Raw genomic sequence first — 18,230 nt, 5'->3', positions numbered from 1 at the left:
GTAAATACGTCAGTTCAAGGCCCGACTTTCAATTTTGCCGACAAATCATGAAAGTACTGTGGGCTCCAAATATCTAAAACGCTGGCATTCGGTATAAATCGCCGAATGTCATCCTTGATCCGCTGGAAGTTAACTGCTTCAATTTTTGCATTCAGCAGTTCCCTGAACTCCGCTTCACTGATATTTTCCTGCTCCCAGTCGCCGCTGTCTTTCGCACGTAGCGCAAAGTGTCTGAGGTTCAATGCAACGCCTTTTCTGATATACCATTCCATATCGTACCAGTCACGCCCCTTGACATTATCTTTCCATTTCCTGAAAAGCAGTGCATGCATTTTTCCGGCGAAGAGGTCGGAAATGCTGAAACACTTCACATAAAACGAGAATGGTTGAAGTAGCAGCTTTTCTTCGGTATCAAATCCCGGAGGCGGCATCGTATCGACTTCCAGCTTGATCTTGATGCTGGCCGTTTGTCCGAGCCCCTGCTGCGGCACGACACCCTCCAAAACGAGTTCACGCCATATAGTTTCTGATTTCAGGAATGCCGAATCAATGTTCGTATTAACTGCTTTTTGTTTTTCCTTGATTGACACATGCATTCCCAAGGCTTCGAATTCATCGACTATCGCAGGCAAATAGGTATTGATCGAAAAATCGGGATCCACTTCGAGCAGCGAGAAGTCGAGGTCCTCAGAAAATCGGTCGAGTCCGTAAAAGATGCGAAGCGCGGTGCCGCCGTAAAAAGCAGCCTTTTCAAAGAAGCCTTTACGATACAGCCCCGCTAACGCGACTTCCTGCATGATTTCACGCAGCGCCTGAGTCGCATCATCCTTGTTGGTAGGGTTGTAACTTGCCAGCCATTCTTTAATCATAGTTCGTCGATGAGTTTAATGATTTGTGTCAAACTCTCACGTTTTGGCGAATCGCTTAGCCACGTCTCCATTGCCTGCACATCCAGTTGCTTCAATTGATCTTCGTCCATTCTCAGGTTTTCAATCAGGTATTCACCGGCTGCGATTTTACTGCGCAGTTTCAAGGCTGCCGTGTTGATTATTTTGTCGAACAAAGCTTTTTCCGGTGATGCGATAAGCGCATTCTGGTTTTCTCCGATTTCAACCTGCCGAATCCCAAAACTGTAATAAGGTAGTGGCATTCGTGTAAAACTGAATGCTCCGGTCGGCGTGTCGAAGCGGCGGGATGCTTTTGTCGTTGCGGAGGATACTTCGAATACCCGTTCGGGGATTAGCCCGTAGTATGATAGCGCGCTGTCGAATGACACGTAGCTTGGACCCAGCATGTGGTTTGCGAGAAGGAATGGCTCTGTACGTTTTTTTGAAAGCTGCAAGGATGGCAAGTACAGCCCCTTTTTTACTGGTTCGATAATGCCCGCAGAGATCAGTTCATGGATTTTATCGTTGGGGCGCTTGTAGTCTTTTAAAAGTGAGCTCAGCAACTGGTGAGTCAGCGGCTGGCTGGAAAGGTTTCTTATGCTCTGTGACAGATCCATGTGTAAATTTAACAAGATAATCGGGAAAAATCCGATTATCTTGTTAAATAAGAACACTAAAGTTTAATTTTTACCGCTTGATAGTAATGATTCTCCCCCTCGTCTTCAAATTTTTCAATAAGCGAAAGTCCCGATGCAGCTAGTAACTCTTGGTATTTCTCCGCTCCAAGCGATATTGATTCTATTGCTGTAATCGCATCTTTCCATTTCATTTGTTGTGCAGGAGCCGTAAATAACAGCTTTCCGCCGGCGTACAGCGCATTTGCCATTTTTTGAATCACAACTTCCTGTGTTTCTTCAGGCAAAAGGAACATGAGCCCCCAGGCAATGATGGCATCGAACTGCCGATTGAAGAATGTGGAATCTTCTGCGGCTTCACAGGCGACGGGACTATCGGGGAAGTTCTGCTTGAAGATTTGAACCATCGAAGGTGACGGATCAATCCCATAAACGGTCAAACCTTCATCTACCAATGCCTTCGAAATGGGCAGGCCTATACCACAACCGATGTCCAGAACTATCGCATTTGGAGGTAATGACCTTGCCCAGTGTCGAACCGATGGCGCACCGACTCCGTCGATGCCCTTCGAGCGACAGCGAATGAATGTGGCCGCGTTGTCCTCGTATCCGTTTGATTTGTCCATGGGCGGTGAGGTCAAGATTTCCATTTAATTTCTACTCGGTGCAAATGCAGATTAATTTGGGATTATTTATTGTGCAAATTCCTAGAAAGCCAAGGTTTCAGCACCTTCGTAACCTGCGGCATTACCACCCAGGTAAGCAGCCCCACCATACATCCAGCCACAATCAAAGTCCTGAGTGCAGGATGCAACCCCTGAATGTACGGGCCAAGTACATAAGTCAGGAATAAACTAGTCGGATATACACCGCAAAGCGTCGCAACCGCCATTTTCCATCTCGGCGGAGGAACCGGTGAGCGAAACCAGGCTTCCAGGCCGGTAAGCTCCCGGTACACCGGTTCCTCGGTGAGCGTCGATGCATAGGCTTCCCAATCTTTGAAGAGCTTCGAATTGTAAAAGGCATCCCGCTCGGTCTGATCGGCGAAAGTTCTTAATATTCCGATCTCGCGGCTCTCGCTGCCTGGCAAGGCAGTCATCATTGCCGCGCCGTGCACGCCGCCATGTAGAAATGAATCGCCCAGGAAACGACGAAGTGCATCTTTGAACTCTTCTTCTTTTCCGGGAAGTACTTTGCGGGTGATAGCTACGTGAATGGGCATACAGATAAAAATAAAGTAATGTTGCTAACTCAATAACCCGTGTTTTGCTTCAAAATACCTTCTGACGCATTGATTTCCCGCTGCGGGATCGGTAGGACGAGACTAGGAGCATCGTATTCCAGACCATCTGTTTGTCCTTTAAGTCTTTTCAGGTCATGAATTGCCTGCCCCTCATGTGCGAGTTCTACTTTGCGCTCGTGGAGGATATCAGGCAGAGACGGCCCGGCGATTGCCGAAAGACCTGCGCGCTTTCTTACAAGATTCAGGTCGTTGGCCGGGTTGTCGCCCACGGATGATGACAAGCGCACATTGCATTCGGCGCGGGTCAGGTATAGTTCTGCAAGCCGGAGTATTGGGATATTTTTATATTTGAGTTTCCATTTTCCACTGCGCGCTGCACCATTGCTGATATAAAAGAGAGCCAACCTTGTATCTCCCGCTTCATATAGAGCCAGATGTTTTGCCTGAACAACAACATCGCCGTCTCTTCCGCCGTATTCGGGGACAGACCAGAAAAGCTGCATATTATTACTTCCATCCTGCTCGGACACCTGAATCGAGAACAAATCCTCTCGTGAATTGATGGTGTTATTAAAAGCTTCCGCATAGGTTGGCACCAGACCGTAGCCATTTTTTGTCGCAAGGGCAATTCCCTTGTCTGCAAATTCCAGGGCCTTTTCATAGTTTCCCATTTGCAGATACACGCGGGAAAGAAATCCTGATGCGACGATTTTGTTTAAAAATATGTCATTGGTTGCGGGCAGGAGCGCTTCGGCCTCTGTCATATCCTTGACGATTTGTGCATAGGTTTCTTCCAGCGTATTCCTTGATATTTTTTTGACATCATTTGCTGAGACAGTTGGGGAAAGCACGAGCGGCAGCCCCAGGGCTGCCTTTACATTGCCGGCACTGTATGGCGGGGCGCACAATTGCACTAATTCGAAATACATCAGCGCTCTCATAAGCTGTGCCTCGCCCTTCACGCGTTCGCGATCTTTTTCGGCCACTACTCCCAGGGCGGACAAAACACTGTTAGCAATATGGATGGTTTGGAAGCTTTTCAGCCATCCCTCGGTGACGTAGCTGTTGGTAACCAATATTTTCTTGGTAAAAACTTCACGTGGCTGGGCATAGGAGCCTTCCCATCTAATTTCTCCGTTCGCCGCCAGCAATTCCGAGAAAAGCATCAGGTTACCTCCCAAAACGTATGGGTCACTAGCGGCGTCATACGCACCTCGAAGCACACGTTTCACGTTGGCATCGGAGCTAAGCGCCGTCTCTGATGTTGTGTTTTGCTGCGGAATCAAATCCAGCTTACCTGAACACGAGTTTAGCAGCACAGCAGAAGCAACAAGGAAGAGAGTGAATAGTTTCACGTCGAAGTGATTTGAAATTAGAATTCCAGATTAATTCCTAATGTAAATGATTTGATCTGCGGTGCAGAATAGAAATCGCCGCCTTGATTCCGATTATTCGCGCGATAATCCGCATTTACTTCGGGATCCCAGCCTTGATACTTTGTAAAAGTCGCCAGATTTATGCCAGTTACGTAAAGTTTCGCAGCACTCAATTTAACTTTTTGAAGAAGGGACGTCGAAAATCGATATGCCAGGGTAATATTTTTCAGCCTTACATAGGAGGCATTATAAATGAAACGGCTGGACGCGCCTGTACCATTACCTCCCGACAATCTTAGCTCTGGTACATTTGTTACGTCTCCCTCTTTTTGCCATCTGCCTAGCTGATCGGCGGTTTGGTTATCAAACCAGTCGAAGCTCGAACTCATAAACGCACCAGCCCCGTTTTGTACCTGATTGCCGAATACGCCTTGAAATAAAATACTCAGTTCGAGATTTTTGAAAGTCAGTGAATTGGTAATGCCGCCGATCCAGTCCGGGTTAGGATTTCCCACGATAAAATTGCCTGCCGCATTATAATTGTTCGTGAGGCTTCCGTCCTGTGCATGATAAAGTGCATCACCGTTCGCCCTGTCGACACCGGCAAACTTTGGGCCATAAAATACGCCAATGGATTCGCCTACTTTCAGCGCGTTAAAGAAACGCCCATCGTTACTAGGTACCAGGTTTTGTTCTCCATCCAGTTTGGTTAGTTTATTACTATTTTTTGCGAGATTAAAACTTGTACTCCATTTGAATGAACTAGTCGCAAGATTCATTGAGCTGATTGCGATTTCAATACCTTTATTTTGCATAGACCCTACATTCACAGTTTGAGTAGCGAACCCCGAAATGCCCGGCACGGGAACGTCGTAGATCAGGTCATTGGTATTTTTGATATAGTAATCTAGTTCGCCGGAAAGCCTGTTATCAAATATTCCGAAATCGATACCGAAGTCAATCTGCGTGGATTTTTCCCATTTGAGATCCGGATTAGCCAGCTGCGTGGGAACTAGTCCGGACGAGCCTGCATACTTCCCGGCTCCCCACAAGCCAAGTTGTTTAAAATCACCAAAACCGTCTGCATTACCTGTTATGCCCCAGCTTCCTCTCAATTTGAAGAAACTGAGCACTCTGGATTGGGATAGAAATGGTTCTTCTGAGATGATCCAGCCTGTTGAGACTGCCGGGAAAAAACCATATTTTTTGTTTTTGCCAAATTTGGAAGAACCGTCAATTCTTCCACTCGCATTAAATAGATACCGATTTTTCAGCTTGTAGTTGGCGCGAGCAAAATAGGATAGAAAAGAAGATTCCGCTGACGAGGATGAACCCGCGACAATTTTACCGGCGCTTTCGATTTTTTTTAACGCATCCACTGGGAAATCTTGCCCTGTTACGTAATTGCGGTCATTTTTATAGTCCTGAAATGACATGCCAGCAGTGAAATCCAGGACATGGATTGTATTGATCGAAGTTTTAAAGTTGAGATAATTGTTAGTATTGTAGGTTACATTGCGATACCAGTAGGATGTTCCCTGCCCATTCACCGATTGGCCTGCTTCTGTTTTTACACCGTAAAAAACATCCTCATCCTGATTGACAACATCAAACCCCAATTCCGACCTGAAAGCCAGGTTTTTAGTAAAATTATAGCTTAAAAAAGCACTGCCAATGTTTCTGTAAGCGGTTGATATGTCGCGGGAGTTACCAAGTTCGATTAACGGGTTGTAATAGGTGGTAACAGGCCTGTCATTGACAGCGCCGTTTTTGTCATAGGGAGGTGTAACCGGTGCGAGCGCGACAATCTGCATAGGTGTTGAGAATTGATTGTCCTGCGCAATTCGGTTGGCAACTGTTCTGGATAGTCCGATGTTTAGGCCGAGCTTTAATCTTGAATTAAAGTCATGTTCCAGATTTATTCGAGCTGATAATCTTTGGAAGTTATTTCCAAACAGAATACCGTCCTGATCGTTATAGCTACCATTTATATAGAATCTCGTTTTGTCACTGCCGCCTGATGCACCAATATCGATGAGGGTCGTTCGGGAATGGTTGTTGAATGCGAGTTTTTGCCAGTCGGTGTTTGTTTGGTGACTACGCCAGTCAGTTCCTCCTGAATACCGGTCCAAGCGCATTTCGGCAAGTTCAAGCCATGAATCTTTGTATTGGTTTGGATCGGTGGGATCGATGCCATTACGGACGTCCGAATTAATAGCTGCTTCCCTGAGCAGATTTACATACTGCTTTGCGTCCAAAAATTTACGGCGGCGGGTAGGTCCGTTGAACCCATATTGGAAATTAGCGGTGAGACTCGTCTTTCCGGATTTGCCTCTTTTCGTGGTGATCAGAACAACACCATTTGCCGCACGTGACCCGTAAATTGCAGCAGCAGAAGCATCCTTCAAGATTTGAAAAGATTCTATATCGTTGGTATTGATATCCGCGAGCGGGTTCACAGAAGAGGACGTGGCGGTAGTTCCGGAAAGAGGTATGCCTGGTGGCAATGTAGCATTGATCGGAATTCCATCGACGACATACAGGGGTTCGTTTGAAGCGCTGATCGAGCCTGTCCCACGAATACGAACCTTTATCCCCTCACCGAGCTTTCCGCTGTTGGATTCGACAAATACCCCCGCGAGCCGCCCCTGTAAGACCTGTGTAAAATTGGCAATCGGAGTGTTTGCAACCTCAGATCCTTTAAGACTTGCTACGCTGCCCGTGATATCTTTTTTAATTTTGGTACCATAACCAACGACCAACACCTCAGCAAGCGATTTGTGATCGGCTGTTAAGACAATGTTAATTACTGATTCATTCCCTACCTTTACTTCCTTTCTTACGAAACCAACCAGGGAAAATATCAGTACGCCGGAATTTTCCGGAATTACAATATTAAAAGAACCGGTTTCGTCACTTATTATTCCTTTATTGATTCCTTTAATCTGAATAGACACCGCAGGTAATGCGGCTCCATCCTGGTCCGTCACCTTGCCAGACACTTGTCTATCTTGCGCATTTAGGACTCCTTGACTCATAAACATGCAAAATGCCAGCAAAAATGCTTTCATAAATCGGTTGATAAGGTGCAATGCGATGCGCAATGATAAGAAAAGCATTTGTGCTTTTTGGAGAATGGTGGAAATATGCAATGGTAACTAATTTTGAATATTAATGTGGCAATACACTTTAAGCAGGCATTCCCAGGTTTTGCGAGAAAATATAAAATATATGGCCATTTCGTTTGAGGACCTGTGGTTGAATAATAGATACATCAGAATTTCTAAATATCTGATATTTAGTTGCTTGTATTGGTTCTATATCATGTCGGACTTCAACATGACTATCGCTTCAACCGGCGAAAAGATGTGGAACAGTATTTTCACAAACAGTATCTTCGCAGTCATTATTACATCACTGTTTTCGCTAACCTATGCGCTGAAGAAATGTCTTTCTTCCCGATTCTACTTATTTGTGATCGTCGCGATAGTGGTATATTTTTTTAATGCGTATTTTATTTACTTTTCAATCAGGTTCCTGGCAGGGATGCCTGGTGCGTCCAAGTTTGTGCTTTTAGCCAATCAGCGGATGAGTGATATCAGCCTGCTTAAAGTCCCTTTTGATCGTTTCGTCGATTTGTACATCTGGGCCATGACCGGTAACTATATTGTCGTTCCCCTGGCGATAATCGGCATTGGTAATACTTTCTTTTACTTTAATAGGAACCTGCAATTACAAAAGGATAACCTAGCCCTGGAACTTGACTTTTTAAGATCTCAGCTGAACCCTCATTTTTTGTTTAACAGCCTTAATAACATCTATTCGATGGTTGAGGAGACAAACCAGGAAGCGGGCGACACGATTCTTAAGTTGGCTGACCTGATGCGCTACTTACTTTATGAGTCCAATTCTGAGCGGGTATATCTTTCCAGGGAAGTATTGTTTTTGGAAGATTACATTGCTCTGGAAAAGATAAGGCATTTAGACACTTCAAAAATTACCTTCTCATCCGAGGGAAACTTTGAAAATTATCGCATTCCTCCTTTTTTGCTGGTTCCATTCGTTGAAAATGCATTTAAACACGGGCTTGACACCATAGAAGACGGCTTGGTGGAGATCAGGATTCTGGTCGAGAGCTCCCGGCTGAATTTTGAGGTGAGTAATAGCAAACCCAAACGAAAGGCATCAGGTGCTCAAAAAGGGGGTATTGGATTAGTTAATTTAAGGAAAAGATTGGATATTTATTACCCCGGTCAACATGAATTGATAATTGAAGACTCTGATTTAGTGTATAAGATTAATTTACGTCTTAGTTTAAAATGAAGAAAAACATTACGTGTCTGATTGTAGATGACGAACCGTTTGCTCAGGATCTTTTGCGGCGATATGTAGATCGGCTTGCATACCTGGATCTGGTGGCGATATGCCAGAATTCTTTGAAGGCACTGGAAGTCATTCATAATACAAATCCGGATATTATATTTCTTGATATCAACATGCCAGAGGTATCTGGTATGGAGATGGTAAAGATGTTGGCCGGCGCACGACCGTACATTATATTCACCACTGCGTATACCAACTATGCGGCGGAAAGCTATGATTTTGGAGTTGTTGACTACCTGTTGAAACCGGTCTCCTTCGATCGTTTTGTTCGTGCTGTAAACAAGGTCTCTGAACAGATTGAATTGAAGAATAATGTTTGGGGTGGAGATTTCGATAGCGGTCCGTCATCAAAAATAGTGACCGAGAACGAATTTATTGCGGAAAAGTTCTTTATGGTTAAAAGTGACAAGAAGCTTATCAAGATCAACATTGAAGAGATAGTGTATGTGGAGGGGATGAAGGACTACCTTAAAATTCACCTCATGGGTGCCATGGTTATTGTTCATATGACTATCACAAAGATGGAGGAGATTCTAAGAAAGCACCAATTTATCAGAATCAATAAATCATATATTGTTAACATTCGGGAGATAAATGCGATAAATGGTAATGAAGTAGAACTTTCGAATAAGCAGAAGCTTACAATAGGCGCCACGTTTCGTGAGACGCTGCTGAAAAACTTGCAAGGCCGAATAATATAAGTTTGTCTAAAAAATTCTCCGTTTTGTCTAATTTATTTTTTGGTTAATGAGAGTGGGATTAGTTTAGGATGTAAATCTTAAACACCAACTACCATGCCTAGCAACAACATTGCAATCAGACCAGAAAGAAAAAGAATTTTGAAGCTTAAAGCGAAAAGCTCGATTAAGCTAAATGGCGAATTCGGAACTGACAGTACCACTATTGTGGAAACTACCACTTTTATGAGACGATAGTTTTCCGACCCTAATGCGTATTTGATCATTTCCGCCCTGCAATGGATGTAAAGCATCAACTTCAATTTACTTCTTTTAATTTCTTTACCATTCGAAGACCTAATTTTCCAGTTAACCTGTTCTTGGAAACTGGTGAAAACAGGCCTGAGAAGCCATCGTCATTTCCGCAATTTTTCAAGGATTGTATCCGAAAAGAGCCCGAGTTTCTTAAAGCCATTTACATTGCTTCCCCGGTACTTTTCGAACGGGCAAGAAAATGGCTGGATGGAGAAATCATTTCCGAAGAAGAGAGTTTACTGAAAACACTCTATAAATATTGGGGCAGGATCTGTACCAGAGCTACTCCCTACGGACTGTTCTCAGGAGTTGCTTTGGCGGGATGGGGTGAGCAAACTTTTATCGAGGTGGAGAAGAAAAGCGATCAGTCTTTTGTCGAACTGGACATTCTCGTTATCAATCGCCTGGCAGAGCTTGCTCTGCTGGACGATTGTGTTAAAGAAAACTCGCGATTTTTTAGCAATAACAGTATTTATAAGGTCGGTAGTGGGTTTCGGTATGTCGAGTATGAACTCGTTCAGGGGCACAGAGAATACTTTCTGTCTTTTTTGCAAAATTTCGCGGCCCTTGAACCGGTTCTAACCTTGGCCAGCAATGGATGTTATCTGAATGACATCCGGCAGGAACTCGTGTCAAGGGGTTATTCCGCGACCGAATCCGACGAATGCATGCAGGATCTTATCGATCTGAAGCTTATTCAGAACGAGTTTGAGGCCCAAGTTACCGGCGGGAACAGCCTGGCAATGCTTATCGACAAACTAAGAAGGTCGAAGGCGGACAAATTATTTTTGTCGGATCTGGAACAAATTGCAGCCTTGTTGAAAGGTGATCCGGGGTTCTCCATTGAATCTATGCAAACGGTTAAAGGTTTGTTAGATAGGATTTTGCAGATAAAAACAGAAGGCGTTCAGATTCAGGCAACTTTACAACAGAAGTACAAAAGTGCCCAGATCAGTCAGGCAACGAGGGCTAGGGTCGAGAAAGATCTTGTTCAGATAGCGCCGTTACTTGTGAACAGATCAAAGACGGCTCTGAGGAATTTCAAAAAAGAGTTTAGTGAAAGGTATGGTGAAGCGGAGATGCCGCTTGCAATTATTTTGGACGGGGAACTTGGCATAGATTACGGCGATACTTCCCGGCTTAGCAGCACTCCTGTCCTCGACGGAATTGAATTGGTTCCTTTGGATGGGAATCGCAAAGATTTTAGTGATTGGGACCGGTTCCTTCTTAGCATTTATATCCGGTACTTAGAAGAAAAGGCAGACTGTATCGAGCTAACCAAAAGTGATTTCCAGTTCTTTTCAGTTCCACCTGACCTTCCACCAAGCTTTTATGCGATAGGAAACCTTTTTAAAGAAGGGGAGTCGCAGAATATCAAGTTTAATCTCAATTACTTAGGTGGGAATTCGGGCATTACGCTTTTGTCCCGCTTTGCTAATTCGGACGATCATTTGAAGGAGCGATTACTGGATATAGCTGAGCATGAGCAAAACAGTTACCAAGACGCTGTTCTGGCAGAAATAGTTTTTTTCCCCGAATCCAGAACGGGAAATGTACTTTCTCATCCTCCATTTTATTCTTTTGAGATTCCTTTTATTACGCGGTCCGCTGCATTGGAAAGTTGTCAGCTGCCGATTGATGACCTTACAGTGTCAGTGAAAGGGGGGAAGCAGGTAATTTTGCGTTCAAAGAAGTTAGGGAAGCAGGTCATTCCCAGATTGTCGAATGCACACAATTACAGTTCCGAGCTCCCGATCTACCGGTTTCTTTGCGATATTCAAACAGACTCCGCCGAAATTAACTGGCATTGGTCGGTTCTGGAAGATCGTCCGGTCTTACCAAGAGTGCAATTTAACAGCCTGGTCCTGAGTAGGAAGGCTTGGAATTTAAGCGCGACGTGGGCCGAAAAATTGGATGAGTTTGTTAAAATATACGCCGTTCCCAGGTATGTCCAGCTTGTGGACCGGGATAACGAGATGCTGCTCGACCTGCATTTGCCTATTGCCAAATCTATTCTTGCAGACGAGTTAAAGAAAAAAGGAAAAGTAGAGCTTAAGGAGTTTCTCTCAACGCCGGAACAATGTGTCGTCGGTGACCATAACGGTAATATGTATGCCAATGAGCTGATCATTCCGTTTAAGTCAGTCGATCTTCAATTGAAACCTTCCGGGCCTTGTTATGCGGTAGAAAACGTCACTCGAAAATTTGTGCCGGGTGACGATTGGTTGTACGTGAAGATTTATTCGGGACCTACAATTCTTGAAAAAATTCTGACAGACATTATTGCCCAGTTAGCGGATGAATTGGTAGAGAGCGGCACCATCGACAGGTGGTTTTTTGTCCGTTATCAGGATCCTTTCCATCACCTTCGTTTACGATTCTATAAGCCCTCATGCCCTCTATTTAGCGGAATAGTGCTGAATCTGTTGAAGGAGAGGTTGTCACATATGAGAGACTATGGGATGATCGATCGGTTTGTGATTGATACCTATGATCGGGAGGTGGAAAGGTATGGCCCAGATACAATAGAGGCGGCTGAAAAATTATTCTTTCTGGATAGTAGGCTGGTTATTAGTGTTTTAAAAGAAATATCAGCTCGGGAGTTGGATGAAAGCAGGTGGCTTTATGCATGCCTCGGTGCCCATGCGCTACTCGAAGCGTTTGGTTTGAACCTGAAACAAAAGCTCGTATTCCTAACAACATCGTTGGAGAATTTTCTGGGAGAGTATCAGCATGCAGATAAGCTCATGGTCCAGTTAAACCAGAAATTCCGATCATCACGTCAGGACTTAATTCGGCTGATCGAACAATCCGAGAATTCTTCTGAAGAAAGGATCGTAGCGTTGTTTAATTGTCATACACTTGAGATAAAACAACTATTAATGCATTCCGGAGCAGAATTTTCAGCTAATCAGATAGGCGCTGTTCTGCATATGTTCTGCAACAAGCTGCTGATAGGAGATTCTCGCGGGCAGGAATTGCTGGTTTATCATCATTTGAGCAAATTCTACGACGGTAGGGATGCCCGCGAACGTAAGACAAAAATCCAGAGTGACTTATAAAGCTGCGTTGGTCGAAATGCCGGGCAAGGTTGTCGAAATAATTGTGAAGGTAAGGATTGATTCATCATATTTGAATATCAGTTATCCAGTTGATTCTATCAAAAATGCTATCGATTGCCGCGGAGGTCAACCCTTAATATGGGTGTCGTATATTGTATAGCGTTGGGTTATTTCTGACATTTTTCACCGGCTTACGATGTGCTGACTACATAAGCATGGATCCGCTAATTGATACGTTTATTCGCCATGAAATTTGTACAAAGTTTTTGGAGCAAGCCAATGACGCAAGGCACCGGGAGGCTTGTGAATTCCGGTTTCTGGTACAATAAGAGATTATTCGTATATGGTTCTGTTCTGAGTGCTTTATTGCTGGAACGCCATTACAAGGGTAATACGGTTTTCGTTACCGACCGTTTTGGGAAGGAGCTGTTCGTCGATAAATTAAACCTGAATTTTGGCGAGATAATTGTAGAGTTGGATGAGCTAAATGATTTGAATGACACCTTTTGGGCGATGGGAAAGATATATGCTTACGCCCGCATGCGTGAAAGTTTTATCCATTTTGACCAGGATTTCTTTTTGCCTCATCCATTGCCAGCACACCTTGTGGAGGCACCCTTAGTGGCCTACACCTCGGAATTTAGTTCTGTAAAGCAGGAGAATATCTATATCCCGAACCTCGCTAATTTTTTGAATACATTCCAGGCCTTGGATCCAAGGGTACGATCATTTTGCGAAACCAGTCCGAAAGTTGCCTATAATGCGGGTGTTTTGGGAGGTTATAACATCGATATTTTCAAGGAGTTATGGGATTTGTGTTGGGAGGTAGTCAAAGACAATTTCGATATTATTAATAGAAGCGATTGCCATTACTATAATGTAATTGTCGAGCAGTTTCTTTTTACCTGCCTCGCGCGTGAGAGGAATATTGACGTTGCCTGTGTGGAGAAAGAAGAGCATGTCATGAAGGTGGCCAGATATACGAGTATGAAATTTTTCCCGCTAACGTCTAGCGTTCACGTGATTGCGGAAGGGAAGCGCTCGCTTGTTAGCTGCGTATATATTGAGGAAATTTTACGGGTGGAATTTCCGGAGCATTATCACCAAATCAACCGCCTTTTGGCCCGTAATCAGCTGTGACTTGTTACTAGTGCCAGATAGAAATGCAAGATATTACTTCCCAAATATTCCAATGGTAATTTCTCGTGAATAGTATTTTGTCGAACATCTAATATGGTTTGTCGAAGATATTGGGTGTTTTTCCAATGATGTCGAAAGTTTTTCATTTCGGCTATCCCATTGACGAATTTTATAGCTGGCTGTCTGCCGGCTCCCAGAGCAGGACTAATTAGTTCAACATAGTTTACATTTTTCTTTCACTTAAATTTTACTACAAATGGCAGATTTGAAAAAGATCCTCAGCAAGCTGCAAAGCCAGGATGCTGACGGAGATGGATTCGAGCAAATTTCCGACGACGAGGCAGCCGAGCTTCACGGTGGTGACAACAACAGTGGATGCCCGGAAAACAAAGGGTGCCCGATTAACTCAAGTTGTACACCTCGCTGATAGTCAACGTAGCTTGTACCCCGCTTTATTAAGGCTGCCATGAGCAGATAGCCTGCACGGGATGAAACAGTCTGTAAGCATTGTAAAAAAGGATATTACATTAAAACATTAAGATCATGGCTGATTTGAAAAAAGTTCTGAACAAGTTAAAAGACGAAAACGACAAAAACCTCGAAGAAATCAGCTCTGAGGAGCTTGAAGAACTGGAAGGTGGAATTAACGTAGGTTGTGCTCCGCAAAACAGCGGGTGTACATCCAATACAGCTTGCACCTAATGCCTGAATGTACATCTTATTTTGTGACAGAGTTTATTGTTATACTACATTGAAACAAGACTAACATGGCTGATCTAAAAAAGATTTTAAACAAGTTGAAGGAGTTGGACACTTCCAATATGGACGAGTTGAGCGCTGAGGACCTTGAAGAGCTGGACGGCGGAATTAACCTTGGTTGTGCTCCCAAAAACAGTGGCTGCACATCCAATGACGCCTGTACCTAGCCATTAGTATTGTTGGCCTGGGCAAAAAGATTTCAATTTTGTTCAGGCCAACAATAATGCAGATCCGCAAAGCATCTGGAATTGAATAGATAATAATTGTCAAGTTAAATAGTGTATAGCCAGCGGAAATATGGAACCGACAATTGCTGATTACAAATTATCAAACTATTTAGTCGTAACAGATACGCTGGAAAGCGCGAATGGTTTGCTCAACAAGCGTGTGATGCTGGCGACCAGAACCGCGCGGGTGATGGTGATACAGAACAATTTATACGACAAATTGATAAATGCTTCCTGGGATGAAATACCGTCAGATATTTTCTCCAGGTTGGTTAATATGGAGGCCATAGTGCCGGCTGAGGATGACGAGCTGCAAACTGTTATAGGACGACACCAATTGAGGGTCGATCAAGGTGCGACGTTGAATCATGTTATTCAGCCCACAGCAATGTGCCAATTGGGCTGTGGCTATTGCGGCCAAAAACACACCAAGAATTACCTGGACCAAAGTGCCAGCGATAGGATATTAGAAAGAATTGAAGGTAAATTCGGATATAAGAATTACAGCCACGTTTCCATTTCATGGTTTGGTTCGGAACCACTTGTAGGGTTGTCGCAGATCAGGGAAATGTCGCCCAAATTAAAGGACATGGCTGAAAGGCACAATTGCACCTACTCAGCCCTGGTTGTTACAAATGGTTTGAGCCTTAAAGAACACATCTTCCTTGAACTCGTCAAGAAACACGGTGTCAATAAAATAGAAGTTACCCTGGATGGAACAGCGGAATTTCATGATGCACGGCGACATACGAAAGCCGGATTGAGCACATTTGATTTAATCATGAGAAATTTGCTGGCGATATTTAATCGTCCCGATTTTAAAGAACTTGGATGCACAATTTCAATCAGATGTAACGTTGACGAGCGCAATGAGGAGGGCGTGGTGCCATTGATTAAGTTGTTGGCTTCGTACAATTTACAGGACAAAATAGACTATTTCTATGTCGCTCGAATTCACTCCTGGGGAAATGAAGCGCATTTGCTTTCTCATGAAAAGGAAGATTTTGCGAAGAAGGAAATCGACTGGATTCTTAGCCAATACCAGCATGGCTTCAAACCAGGTTTGCTTCCCGGTTTACAGCCTGTTGTGTGTATCTCGGTTACCCCGGATTCGGAGGTTTTTGATGCGTTCGGAAATGTTTTCGATTGCACAGAAACGCCTTATGTGGACACGTATGCGGACACTAATTATGTTTTGGGTAACGTCAACAATGGTCTGTCCACGATTTCGAAATATCGTCCGTTGCTAAGTTTTAATGATGAAATAAGCAACCAAGAATATCCTTGTTCTTCGTGCAAAATGCTTCCTGTATGCGGTGGTGGCTGCCCGAAATCCTGGAGAGAAGGGCTAGTAGCTTGTCCGAGCAATAAGTTTAATGTCAAAGAGAAGCTTGTATTGTCCTATGCATTGAGCAAGGGCGGCGTTGAGGTTTTCGCTGATTAATGAGTGAGGGAAGATCAGCAGCGTTTGATTGAACGATCTAAAGGTTTTTTTATGAACGACAGGCAATACATTTCGGAGGCTATACCGGGCTCGCCAGCCAGTAATCAGGAGGTGTTTCAGAGCGGAAACTTTGGTGACCTGTTGAATACCCTGATCAGCCGAAAGCTCGACGAGGAGCAAAGAAGGGTATTATCGTCAATCGCCAGCAACTACGAAAAGGCGCTGGCAGAGGCCCGAAAAAACGATCTGGAACTTGCAAACGCCTCCATCGCCGACGCTGAGCAAGCAGGCGCGCATTTCCCTTTGAATTCTCTCACAGCTCAGCTCCTCGGCCTTCATGCATTGCCGGTGAAAGCATATTTCTACTATAAAAAATATGAATACCAGCTTGCGGAGCGACTCCTGATGGAATCCATTGCCGGTTGTAACCCACTGATCGAACAAGGGTTTTTTATGGTGGAATGTCACCGCGTTCAGCAGCTGCATAACCTTGCGAGAATGTACTTCAAGCGTAAACAGTTCGAACATGGAAGCTGGATTATATCTGAGGCATTAAATTATCTGGCACAGGAGAGAATACCGCAATTGGGTTCCGATTGGTCGATCGACGCCCTGCGCCAGACACCTTATTCGTTGAGGTCGGACATGATCTTGCAGCTCGCCCTCGAAACTGCGGGAGAGCTGCTACCGCCAACTCAACAGCAAGATACACTTCATCAATCTGCTTTTGGAAATTCGCTCGACCTTGTGCCCGGCTTAGCCGCCTGCGAACCGTTGAGCCGCTGGATAAAATTGAAAAATATGCTCTTATCAGGAATGCCGGATGAAAGTTTCGTTACCTCCGCTGTCGATTTTATCACGACAACGCCAGCAAGATTCGATATTTTGAAATTGGCGCTCATGGTTAATGTCACCGACATTTTGCGAAAGACTTTCAATTATGATTCGTCGGTATACGAAAACCTGGTTTCCTATGGCAAAAGGCTGAAAGTTTCTCAAAAACATAAACTTGCCTGCTTTACATACATTGAACCATAACGCGTTGACTTATGAAAATTGCACCTGAAACTGCTTCCAGATACTGTCCCAGTATGCTTTCGCTTCAACAATATATTGAAGCGAAGGGTGTTAAGGCTAATCGGACCCGCCTAAGAGAACAACTCAGGTCATGTGTGAAGTATCCGGTTATCTCTTTACATGACATTACCAATGTCCTGAATTTCTCCAGTCTCACCAGTTCAGCTATAAAGGTGAAACCAGAGCTGCTAGGGCATCTGGACCCGCCTTTTATTGCCAACCTTGTCGACGGTAAGGGAGCCAACCATTTCAATCTCGTCAAAAGCATAACCAGTGAGGAAGTCATCCAGTACATTCCCGACCTCGGAGATGTGGTTGAATCATATACCGATTTTATGAATAAATGGACCGGGGTCGTGGTGGTGGCCGGCGCGGCGGAGAAATCTGTTGACGCTATTGACGACGAAGACCCTGAACTGCTTGAAATGCAGAAATATAAATCGGAATCCATTACGCAAATTCCCGACTTCTTCAGCGAGGAGGAATGTAAGGAAATTATAGATTTTAGCGAGTCAAGAAACGATTATCGTAAAAGTATGATACTGGATGGCGCCGGCGTTGCTAAGATTGACGATACGCGTACCAGTTACAGCATCAATTTGTCACCCGCCGAGATGCGGCTGTATGAAACTCTGAGAACCAGAGCGGCGGATTTCTTAAGGGTTCCCATCTCACACATTGAAGGGCTGCAATGTGTAAGATATGCAGAAGGGCAGCAATTCTTTCCCCATTGGGATTCCAACAACAAATTGAACCGCAGACATACGCTGCTGGTGTATCTCAATGATGATTTCACCGGAGGAGAAACTTATTTTCCGGAGCTCATGCTGAAAATTACGCCAGACAGAGGCAAAGCCCTGCACTTCTTAAATGAGGATATCGACGGGAATGTGATTCAATATTCCCTGCACGCGGGTTTACCCGTAAAGAAAGGCATAAAATACGCGTGTAATATCTGGGTCAAAAACAGGCCTGTAATAGAAAACGGTTACTAATGATATTTAC

16 protein-coding genes are annotated in these 18,230 nt (G+C 44.3%); 10 read left to right on the top strand and 6 right to left on the bottom strand.

All coding sequences use genetic code 11. The features are described 5' to 3' along the window. Window positions 1-14: 14 nt before the first annotated feature. The 6 genes from LZD49_RS17480 to LZD49_RS17455 all read right to left on the bottom strand — a co-directional run bounded on the left by LZD49_RS17480 (window position 15) and on the right by LZD49_RS17455 (window position 7,179). Window positions 15-869, bottom strand: coding sequence for a nucleotidyl transferase AbiEii/AbiGii toxin family protein (locus tag LZD49_RS17480; protein ID WP_234668864.1), 855 nt, complete (start codon window positions 867-869; stop codon window positions 15-17). After that, entirely contained in the window at window positions 866-1,504 is a 639-nt protein-coding gene (locus tag LZD49_RS17475; protein ID WP_234668863.1) for a hypothetical protein, read from the bottom strand. Before LZD49_RS17475 ends, LZD49_RS17480 begins: the two co-directional genes overlap by 4 nt. Before the next feature lie 56 nt (window positions 1,505-1,560). Further along, window positions 1,561-2,148, bottom strand: a complete 588-nt coding sequence (locus tag LZD49_RS17470; RefSeq protein ID WP_234668862.1) for a bifunctional 2-polyprenyl-6-hydroxyphenol methylase/3-demethylubiquinol 3-O-methyltransferase UbiG — start codon at window positions 2,146-2,148, stop codon at window positions 1,561-1,563. 62 nt (window positions 2,149-2,210) lie between these two features. Continuing rightward, a complete protein-coding gene (locus LZD49_RS17465; protein ID WP_234668861.1) occupies window positions 2,211-2,744 on the bottom strand; it encodes an antibiotic biosynthesis monooxygenase in 534 nt (177 codons plus the stop codon). Window positions 2,745-2,773: 29 nt separating this feature from the next. After that, window positions 2,774-4,120, bottom strand: coding sequence for a RagB/SusD family nutrient uptake outer membrane protein (locus LZD49_RS17460; RefSeq protein ID WP_234668860.1), 1,347 nt, complete (start codon window positions 4,118-4,120; stop codon window positions 2,774-2,776). A 17-nt stretch (window positions 4,121-4,137) separates the two neighbouring features. Continuing rightward, window positions 4,138-7,179 carry a TonB-dependent receptor gene (locus tag LZD49_RS17455; RefSeq protein ID WP_234668859.1) on the bottom strand — a complete coding sequence of 1,014 codons (3,042 nt, stop codon included), beginning with the start codon at window positions 7,177-7,179 and terminating at the stop codon, window positions 4,138-4,140. A 286-nt stretch (window positions 7,180-7,465) separates the two neighbouring features. Between LZD49_RS17455 and LZD49_RS17450 the strand changes: the two genes are divergently transcribed. From LZD49_RS17450 to LZD49_RS17405, 10 genes are all read left to right on the top strand, one after another. Then, entirely contained in the window at window positions 7,466-8,464 is a 999-nt protein-coding gene (locus LZD49_RS17450; RefSeq protein ID WP_234668858.1) for a sensor histidine kinase, read from the top strand. Beyond that, window positions 8,461-9,225, top strand: a complete 765-nt coding sequence (locus LZD49_RS17445; RefSeq protein ID WP_234668857.1) for a LytTR family DNA-binding domain-containing protein — start codon at window positions 8,461-8,463, stop codon at window positions 9,223-9,225. Before LZD49_RS17450 ends, LZD49_RS17445 begins: the two co-directional genes overlap by 4 nt. A gap of 275 nt (window positions 9,226-9,500) precedes the next feature. Beyond that, window positions 9,501-12,578, top strand: coding sequence for a lantibiotic dehydratase (locus LZD49_RS17440; protein WP_234668856.1), 3,078 nt, complete (start codon window positions 9,501-9,503; stop codon window positions 12,576-12,578). A gap of 246 nt (window positions 12,579-12,824) precedes the next feature. Further along, on the top strand, window positions 12,825-13,718 hold the full coding sequence (locus LZD49_RS17435; RefSeq protein WP_234668855.1) for a DUF6734 family protein: 894 nt from the start codon (window positions 12,825-12,827) through the stop codon (window positions 13,716-13,718). A gap of 256 nt (window positions 13,719-13,974) precedes the next feature. Next, window positions 13,975-14,145 carry a hypothetical protein gene (locus LZD49_RS17430; protein ID WP_234668854.1) on the top strand — a complete coding sequence of 57 codons (171 nt, stop codon included), beginning with the start codon at window positions 13,975-13,977 and terminating at the stop codon, window positions 14,143-14,145. A gap of 116 nt (window positions 14,146-14,261) precedes the next feature. After that, a complete protein-coding gene (locus tag LZD49_RS17425) occupies window positions 14,262-14,420 on the top strand; it encodes a hypothetical protein (protein WP_234668853.1) in 159 nt (52 codons plus the stop codon). A gap of 65 nt (window positions 14,421-14,485) precedes the next feature. Next, the gene (locus LZD49_RS17420; protein WP_234668852.1) at window positions 14,486-14,644 is read left to right on the top strand and encodes a hypothetical protein; all 159 of its coding nucleotides are present in this window, start codon (window positions 14,486-14,488) and stop codon (window positions 14,642-14,644) included. Between the two features lie 130 nt (window positions 14,645-14,774). Next, window positions 14,775-16,148 (top strand): radical SAM/SPASM domain-containing protein, encoded by a 1,374-nt coding sequence (locus LZD49_RS17415; protein ID WP_234668851.1) that lies wholly within the window; start codon window positions 14,775-14,777, stop codon window positions 16,146-16,148. A gap of 51 nt (window positions 16,149-16,199) precedes the next feature. Next, window positions 16,200-17,186 carry a hypothetical protein gene (locus LZD49_RS17410; protein WP_234668850.1) on the top strand — a complete coding sequence of 329 codons (987 nt, stop codon included), beginning with the start codon at window positions 16,200-16,202 and terminating at the stop codon, window positions 17,184-17,186. Between the two features lie 11 nt (window positions 17,187-17,197). Then, window positions 17,198-18,220, top strand: coding sequence for a 2OG-Fe(II) oxygenase (locus LZD49_RS17405; protein ID WP_234668849.1), 1,023 nt, complete (start codon window positions 17,198-17,200; stop codon window positions 18,218-18,220). The last annotated feature ends 10 nt before the right edge of the window (window positions 18,221-18,230 follow it).

Source organism: Dyadobacter sp. CY261, assembly GCF_021440085.1.
Lineage (GTDB): Bacteria > Bacteroidota > Bacteroidia > Cytophagales > Spirosomataceae > Dyadobacter.
This window is presented reverse-complemented; position numbering and strand designations above follow the sequence as displayed.

What these genes read in the sequence shown, in the direction of transcription:
- LZD49_RS17480 (WP_234668864.1), bottom strand. Translation starts at nt 869, where the DNA reads ATGATTAAAGAATGGCTGGCAAGTTACAACCCTACCAACAAGGATGAT.
- LZD49_RS17475 (WP_234668863.1), bottom strand. Translation starts at nt 1,504, where the DNA reads ATGGATCTGTCACAGAGCATAAGAAACCTTTCCAGCCAGCCGCTGACT.
- LZD49_RS17470 (WP_234668862.1), bottom strand. Translation starts at nt 2,148, where the DNA reads ATGGACAAATCAAACGGATACGAGGACAACGCGGCCACATTCATTCGC.
- LZD49_RS17465 (WP_234668861.1), bottom strand. Translation starts at nt 2,744, where the DNA reads ATGCCCATTCACGTAGCTATCACCCGCAAAGTACTTCCCGGAAAAGAA.
- LZD49_RS17455 (WP_234668859.1), bottom strand. Translation starts at nt 7,179, where the DNA reads ATGAGTCAAGGAGTCCTAAATGCGCAAGATAGACAAGTGTCTGGCAAG.
- LZD49_RS17450 (WP_234668858.1), top strand. Translation starts at nt 7,466, where the DNA reads ATGTCGGACTTCAACATGACTATCGCTTCAACCGGCGAAAAGATGTGG.
- LZD49_RS17445 (WP_234668857.1), top strand. Translation starts at nt 8,461, where the DNA reads ATGAAGAAAAACATTACGTGTCTGATTGTAGATGACGAACCGTTTGCT.
- LZD49_RS17440 (WP_234668856.1), top strand. Translation starts at nt 9,501, where the DNA reads ATGGATGTAAAGCATCAACTTCAATTTACTTCTTTTAATTTCTTTACC.
- LZD49_RS17435 (WP_234668855.1), top strand. Translation starts at nt 12,825, where the DNA reads ATGAAATTTGTACAAAGTTTTTGGAGCAAGCCAATGACGCAAGGCACC.
- LZD49_RS17430 (WP_234668854.1), top strand. Translation starts at nt 13,975, where the DNA reads ATGGCAGATTTGAAAAAGATCCTCAGCAAGCTGCAAAGCCAGGATGCT.
- LZD49_RS17425 (WP_234668853.1), top strand. Translation starts at nt 14,262, where the DNA reads ATGGCTGATTTGAAAAAAGTTCTGAACAAGTTAAAAGACGAAAACGAC.
- LZD49_RS17420 (WP_234668852.1), top strand. Translation starts at nt 14,486, where the DNA reads ATGGCTGATCTAAAAAAGATTTTAAACAAGTTGAAGGAGTTGGACACT.
- LZD49_RS17415 (WP_234668851.1), top strand. Translation starts at nt 14,775, where the DNA reads ATGGAACCGACAATTGCTGATTACAAATTATCAAACTATTTAGTCGTA.
- LZD49_RS17410 (WP_234668850.1), top strand. Translation starts at nt 16,200, where the DNA reads ATGAACGACAGGCAATACATTTCGGAGGCTATACCGGGCTCGCCAGCC.
- LZD49_RS17405 (WP_234668849.1), top strand. Translation starts at nt 17,198, where the DNA reads ATGAAAATTGCACCTGAAACTGCTTCCAGATACTGTCCCAGTATGCTT.